Here is a 6,000-nt window from a genome sequence, read left to right as displayed (position 1 = left end):
GTGCGGGGTCTGATCAACATCCAGTTCGCGCTGTCCGGTGACATCCTGTACGTCCTGGAGGCGAACCCGCGGGCCTCGCGCACCGTGCCGTTCACGTCGAAGGCGACGGCGGTGCCGCTGGCGAAGGCCGCGGCGCGGATCTCGCTGGGTGCCACGATCGCGGAGTTGCGCGCGGAGGGCATGCTGCCGGCGGACGGTGACGGTGGCACGTTGCCGGCCGACGCGCCGATCGCGGTCAAGGAGGCCGTGATGCCGTGGAGCCGTTTCCGTGACGTCCACGGCCGCGGGGTGGACACCGTGCTCGGCCCGGAGATGCGCTCCACCGGCGAGGTCATGGGCCTGGACCGGGTCTTCGGCACCGCCTACGCCAAGTCCCAGACCGGCGCGTACGGCGCGCTGCCGACCAAGGGCAAGGTCTTCGTCTCGGTCGCCAACCGCGACAAGCGCAACCTGGTCTTCCCGGCCCGGGCGCTGGTCAACCTCGGCTTCGAGCTGCTGGCCACCGCCGGCACCGCCGAGGTCCTGCAGCGCGGCGGCATCCCGGCCACCGTGGTGCGCAAGCACAGCGAGGGCGAGGGCCCCAACGGCGAGAAGACCATCGTCCAGCTGATCCACGACGGCGAGGTCGACCTCATCATCAACACGCCGTACGGCACCGGTGGCCGTCTCGACGGCTACGAGATCCGCACCGCCGCCGTCGCCCGCGCGGTGCCCTGCCTGACCACGGTCCAGGCCATGGGCGCCGCCGTCCAGGGCATCGACCGGCTGCTGCGCGACGAGGTCGGTGTCATGTCGCTCCAGGAGCACGCCGAGCTGATCAACGCCGGCCGCGCCAAGTAGCACCACTCCAGTGGGGGGCACCAGTACCGCCGGGTGCCCCCCACTTCCATGCCCTGGGAGGACTTTGTGTACAAGCTGCTGTTCGACCTCGTCTTCAAGAAGATGGACCCCGAGAAGGCCCACCACCTGGCCTTCTTCTGGATCCGGCTGGCCTCCTCGGTGCCGGGCCTGCGCGGCCTGGTCCGGCTGGTGCTCGCCCCCCGCGACCGGGCGCTGCGCACCGAGGCCCTCGGCCTGGCGCTGCCCGGACCGTTCGGCCTGGCGGCCGGCTTCGACAAGAACGGCGTCGGCATCGACGGCCTGTCGATGCTCGGCTTCGACTACGTCGAGATCGGCACCGTGACCGGCGAGGCGCAGCCGGGCAACCCGCAGCCGCGGCTCTTCCGGCTGGTCGAGGACCGTGCCCTGATCAACCGGATGGGCTTCAACAACCAGGGCTCGGCCCGGGTCGCCGCCCGCCTCGCCGCCCGCCCGCACACCAGCTCCACGCCGGTGGTGGGCGTCAACATCGGCAAGACCAAGGTGGTCGAGGAGGCCGACGCGGTCGCCGACTACGTGAAGTCCACCGAGCGCCTCGCGCGCTACGCGGACTACCTGGTGGTCAACGTCAGCTCGCCGAACACCCCGGGGCTGCGCAACCTGCAGGCCGTCGAGCACCTGCGCCCGCTGCTGAGCGCCGTGCGCGAGGCCGCCGACCGGACCACCCCGCACCACGTGCCGCTGCTGGTCAAGATCGCCCCCGACCTGGCCGACGAGGACATCGACGAGGTCGCCGACCTGGCCCTGGAGCTGGGCCTGGACGGCATCATCGCCACCAACACCACGATCGGCCGCGAGGGCCTGCGCTGCGACGCCGCCCGGGTGAAGGAGATCGGCATGGGCGGCCTGTCCGGCGCCCCGCTCAAGGAGCGCGCGCTGGAGGTCCTCCAGCGGCTGCGCGCCCGCACCGAGGGCCGGCTGGTGCTGGTCTCGGTCGGCGGCATCGAGACCGCCGAGGACGCCTGGCAGCGGATCGTCCACGGCGCCGACCTGGTCCAGGGCTACAGCGCCTTCATCTACGAGGGTCCGTTCTGGTGCCGGCGCGTCCACAAGGGCCTGTCCGCACGTCTGCGGGCCGGTGGCTTCCGCAGCCTGGCCGCGGCCGTCGGCAGCGCGGTGGACGCGCGCAAGGCCGCCTGAAACCCCTCCTCACGCTCCCCGGAAGGACGTCATGACCCTCGCCCCCTTCGGCACCCGCCTGCGCCACGCCCTCGACACCCGCGGGCAGCTCTGCGTCGGCATCGACCCGCACGCCTCCCTGCTCGCCGCCTGGGGCCTGGAGGACACCGTCGCGGGCCTGGAGACCTTCAGCCGCACCGTCGTCGAGGCGCTGGCCGGCCGGGTGGCCGTGCTCAAGCCGCAGGCCGCGTTCTTCGAGCGCTTCGGCTCCCGGGGCGTCGCCGTCCTGGAGAAGTCCGTCGAGGAGGCCAGGGCGGCCGGCGCGCTCGTCCTGATGGACGCCAAGCGCGGCGACATCGGCTCCACCATGGCCGCCTACGCCGAGGCCTTCCTGTCGCCCGGCAGCCCGCTGTTCTCGGACGCCGTCACGGTCAGCCCCTACCTGGGCTTCGGCTCGCTGCGCCCGGCGCTGGACCTCGCGACGGCCAACGGCGCGGGCGTCTTCGCGCTGGCGCTCACCTCCAACCCGGAGGGCGCCGAGGTGCAGCGCGCCGTCGGCGCGGACGGCGAGCCGGTGGCGGCCGCGGTGCTGCGCCAGCTGGCCGCCGAGAACGCCGGGGCCGAGCCGCTGGGCTCCTTCGGCGCGGTGGTCGGGGCGACGCTCGCGGACGCGGGTGTGGACCTGGCGATCAACGGCCCGCTGCTCGCCCCCGGGATCGGCGCCCAGGGCGCGACCATGGCGGACCTGCCGCGGGTCTTCGGCGCCTCGGTGCGCAACGTGGTGCCGAGCGTCAGCCGGGACGTGCTGAAGCACGGCCCCTCGGTGGAGGCGCTGCGCTCGGCCGCCGACCGTTTTGTCCAGGAGTACGCGGACGCGGTCAAGTAGCGGACGAGAAGGAGGGGTTCGCTCCTGGCGAACGCTGCGCGGCGCCGCGCTGACGGGCTGCGACGGTCCACGGGGGCGGCGGCTTGACGTGAGCGCCGTCACACCGGTGCCGCCAAAGGTTCGCAATCACGGTCATTTTGCCCGGGAAAGTCCTGGTCGGCCTTGGCTGACCAGGACTTTTCGTGTTCTTTTCCTGACGTGGCGCCGCAATCCGGGTAGTGTCCGGCGATAGGTCACCGAGGAGCCGCGAAACCCGCTGCTCCCGCAGGTCAGGGGCGGCGAGTTCGCTCTCCCGGCCGGCGTCGACCGGTGCCCTGGGAAGCACAACAGTCAGAGTTCAATCCCTTCCATCCACACCTGAGGTGAACGGCGTGGCTCTTCCGCCCCTTACCCCTGAACAGCGCACCGCCGCGCTCGCGAAGGCCGCCGAGGCTCGCCGGGAGCGCGCCGAGGTCAAGAACCGGCTCAAGCACTCCGGCGCCTCCCTGCACGAGGTGATCAAGGCCGGCAAGGCCGACAACGACGTGATCGGCAAGATGAAGGTCTCCGCCCTGCTGGAGTCCCTTCCCGGTGTCGGCAAGGTTCGGGCCAAGCAGATCATGGAGCGGCTCGGCATCTCCGAGAGCCGCCGGGTCCGCGGTCTCGGCACGAACCAGATCGCCTCCCTGGAGCGGGAGTTCGGCGGCGGTGCCGCCTGACCGTGCCCCGTGGTCCCGGCATCGTCCGCGATCCGGGATAATCGGTGCATGAGTGAGCGTCCGCGGCTGACCGTGCTCTCCGGCCCCTCGGGGGTCGGCAAGAGCACGGTCGTCGCTCATATGAGGAAGCAGTACCCCGAAGTCTGGCTCTCGGTGTCGGCGACGACCCGCCACCCGAGGCCGGGCGAGCAGGACGGGGTCCAGTACCACTTCGTCGACAACGACGAGTTCGACAAGCTGATCGCCAACGGCGAGCTGCTGGAGTGGGCCGTGTTCGCGGGCAACCGCTACGGCACCCCCCGCGCGGCTGTCCTGGAGAAGCTGGAGCGCGGCGAACCCGTGCTGCTGGAGATCGACCTGCAGGGCGCCCGCCAGGTGCGCGAGTCCATGCCCGAGGCGCAGCTGGTCTTCCTGGCCCCGCCGAGCTGGGACGAGCTGGTCCGCCGGCTCACCGGCCGGGGGACCGAGCCGCAGGACGTGATCGAGAAGCGGCTGGAGGCCGCGAAGGTCGAGCTGGCGGCCGAGCCGGAGTTCGACACGACCCTGGTCAACACCTCCGTCGAGCAGGTGGCGAGCGAACTGCTAGCCTTGCTCGGTGTAGGCTGACCTGTTGTCTTTTCCACCCTTTCGGAAGGTTTTCGCGTGTCCTCTTCCATGACCGCGCCCGAGGGCATCATCAACCCGCCGATCGACGAGCTGCTTGAGGCCACCGACTCCAAGTACAGCCTGGTCATCTACGCGGCCAAGCGTGCGCGCCAGATCAACGCGTACTACTCCCAGCTCGGCGAGGGCCTGCTGGAGTACGTCGGCCCGCTGGTCGACACCCACGTGCACGAGAAGCCGCTGTCGATCGCGCTGCGCGAGATCAACGCCGGCATGCTGACCGCCGAGGCGGTCGAGGCCGCCTGAGGCGGACCCACCTTCGTGCGAAGGGCCCGTCGGAGTCCGCTCCGACGGGCCCTTCGGCGTTCCCGGGGCGCTCCGGCCGGGGGGCGGGGGGTGTGGGGGGTGCCACAGTGCGGGTGATCGCCGGCGCGCCGTAGGGTTGGCTGGCATCTGCGGAGCGCCACGAGGAGAGCTGGGGAACATGAGCGGTGGCACGGAGCGGACGGACGCACCGCGCGTCGTCCTCGGCGTCAGCGGCGGCATCGCCGCGTACAAGGCGTGCGAGCTGCTGCGGCGGTTCACCGAGTCCGGCCACCGGGTGACCGTGGTGCCCACCGCGGCGGCGCTGCACTTCGTCGGCGAGGCCACCTGGGCCGCCCTGTCCGGCCGCCCGGCCGCCACCGAGACCTGGGACAGCGTGCACGAGGTGCCGCACGTGCGGATCGGGCAGAACGCCGACCTGGTGGTGGTCGCCCCGGCCACCGCCGACCTCATGGCCAAGGCCGCCCACGGACTCGCCGACGACCTGCTGACCAACACCCTGCTCACCGCGCGCTGCCCGGTCGTCCTGGCGCCCGCGATGCACACCGAGATGTGGGAGCACCCGGCGACCCGGGAGAACGTCGCCACGCTGCGCCGCCGGGGCGTCATCGTGCTGGAGCCCGCCAGCGGGCGGCTGACCGGCAAGGACACCGGCAAGGGCCGGCTGCCCGAGCCGTCCGCGATCTTCGACGCCTGCCGCGCGGTGCTGCGCTACGGCGGCGGGCGCTCCGACCTGGCCGGCCGGCACGTGGTGGTCTCGGCCGGCGGCACCCGCGAGCCGCTGGACCCGGTCCGCTACCTCGGCAACCGCTCCTCCGGCAAGCAGGGCTACGCGCTGGCGGCGACCGCGGCGGCCCGCGGCGCCCGTGTGACGTTGATCTCGGCCAATGCCGAGCTGCCCGATCCGGCCGGGGTGGACGTGGTCCGGGTGGCGACCGCGCTGGAGCTGCGGGACGCCGCGCTGAAGGCGGCCCAGGACGCGGACGCCGTGGTCATGGCCGCTGCGGTGGCCGACTTCCGGCCCGCGGTCTACGCCGCCGGCAAGATCAAGAAGGTCGAGGGCGTCGAGCCGGCGCCGGTCGAGCTCGTCCGCAACCCCGACGTGCTGGCGGAGCTCTCCGCCCACCGCACCCGTTCGGGCCAACTGGTCGTGGGTTTCGCGGCGGAGACCGACGACGTGCTCGCCAACGGCCGCGCCAAGCTCGCGCGCAAGGGCTGCGACCTGCTGGTCGTCAACGAGGTCGGCGGCGGCAAGGCCTTCGGCCAGGACGTCAACGAGGCCGTGGTGCTGGGCATCGACGGCAGTGAGACGCCCGTCCCGGTGGGTCCGAAGGAGGCGCTCGCGGACGTCGTGTGGGACCTGGTCGTGGAACGGCTCGATCCCTTCGCCGGCTGATCTCGCAGAGTGGGCGGACGGTCTCCAATTGCGGAATCGCGTGACGTTCCTCGATAGCTGACCGTTACACTCCAGGAATCAAGTCTTTCCGGAAG

At 72.0% G+C, this 6,000-nt stretch carries 6 protein-coding genes and 1 pseudogene; all 7 read left to right on the top strand.

The features are described 5' to 3' along the window. Positions 1-840 (top strand): annotated as a pseudogene (gene carB, locus ACFU9E_RS20210) (carbamoyl phosphate synthase large subunit); the annotation flags it as partial. A 66-nt stretch (positions 841-906) separates the two neighbouring features. Continuing rightward, positions 907-2,019, top strand: a complete 1,113-nt coding sequence (locus ACFU9E_RS20205; RefSeq protein WP_380688885.1) for a quinone-dependent dihydroorotate dehydrogenase — start codon at positions 907-909, stop codon at positions 2,017-2,019. 31 nt (positions 2,020-2,050) lie between these two features. Then, positions 2,051-2,884, top strand: coding sequence for an orotidine-5'-phosphate decarboxylase (pyrF, locus tag ACFU9E_RS20200; RefSeq protein WP_376094343.1), 834 nt, complete (start codon positions 2,051-2,053; stop codon positions 2,882-2,884). 371 nt (positions 2,885-3,255) lie between these two features. Then, complete coding sequence (gene mihF, locus ACFU9E_RS20195; protein WP_030056187.1) at positions 3,256-3,582, top strand: integration host factor, actinobacterial type; 327 nt, start codon at positions 3,256-3,258, stop codon at positions 3,580-3,582. A gap of 48 nt (positions 3,583-3,630) precedes the next feature. Next, the gene (gene gmk / locus ACFU9E_RS20190; protein ID WP_380688882.1) at positions 3,631-4,188 is read left to right on the top strand and encodes a guanylate kinase; all 558 of its coding nucleotides are present in this window, start codon (positions 3,631-3,633) and stop codon (positions 4,186-4,188) included. Between the two features lie 36 nt (positions 4,189-4,224). Next, positions 4,225-4,491, top strand: coding sequence for a DNA-directed RNA polymerase subunit omega (gene rpoZ / locus ACFU9E_RS20185; protein ID WP_030056185.1), 267 nt, complete (start codon positions 4,225-4,227; stop codon positions 4,489-4,491). 178 nt (positions 4,492-4,669) lie between these two features. After that, positions 4,670-5,905 carry a bifunctional phosphopantothenoylcysteine decarboxylase/phosphopantothenate--cysteine ligase CoaBC gene (gene coaBC / locus ACFU9E_RS20180; RefSeq protein WP_380689801.1) on the top strand — a complete coding sequence of 412 codons (1,236 nt, stop codon included), beginning with the start codon at positions 4,670-4,672 and terminating at the stop codon, positions 5,903-5,905. Positions 5,906-6,000 lie beyond the last annotated feature (95 nt).

The organism is Kitasatospora sp. NPDC057595 (assembly GCF_042800875.1).
Classification (GTDB): Bacteria; Actinomycetota; Actinomycetes; order Streptomycetales; family Streptomycetaceae; genus Kitasatospora.
The sequence above is the reverse complement of the archived record's forward strand: the minus strand, read 5'-3'. Positions and strand labels throughout refer to the sequence as shown.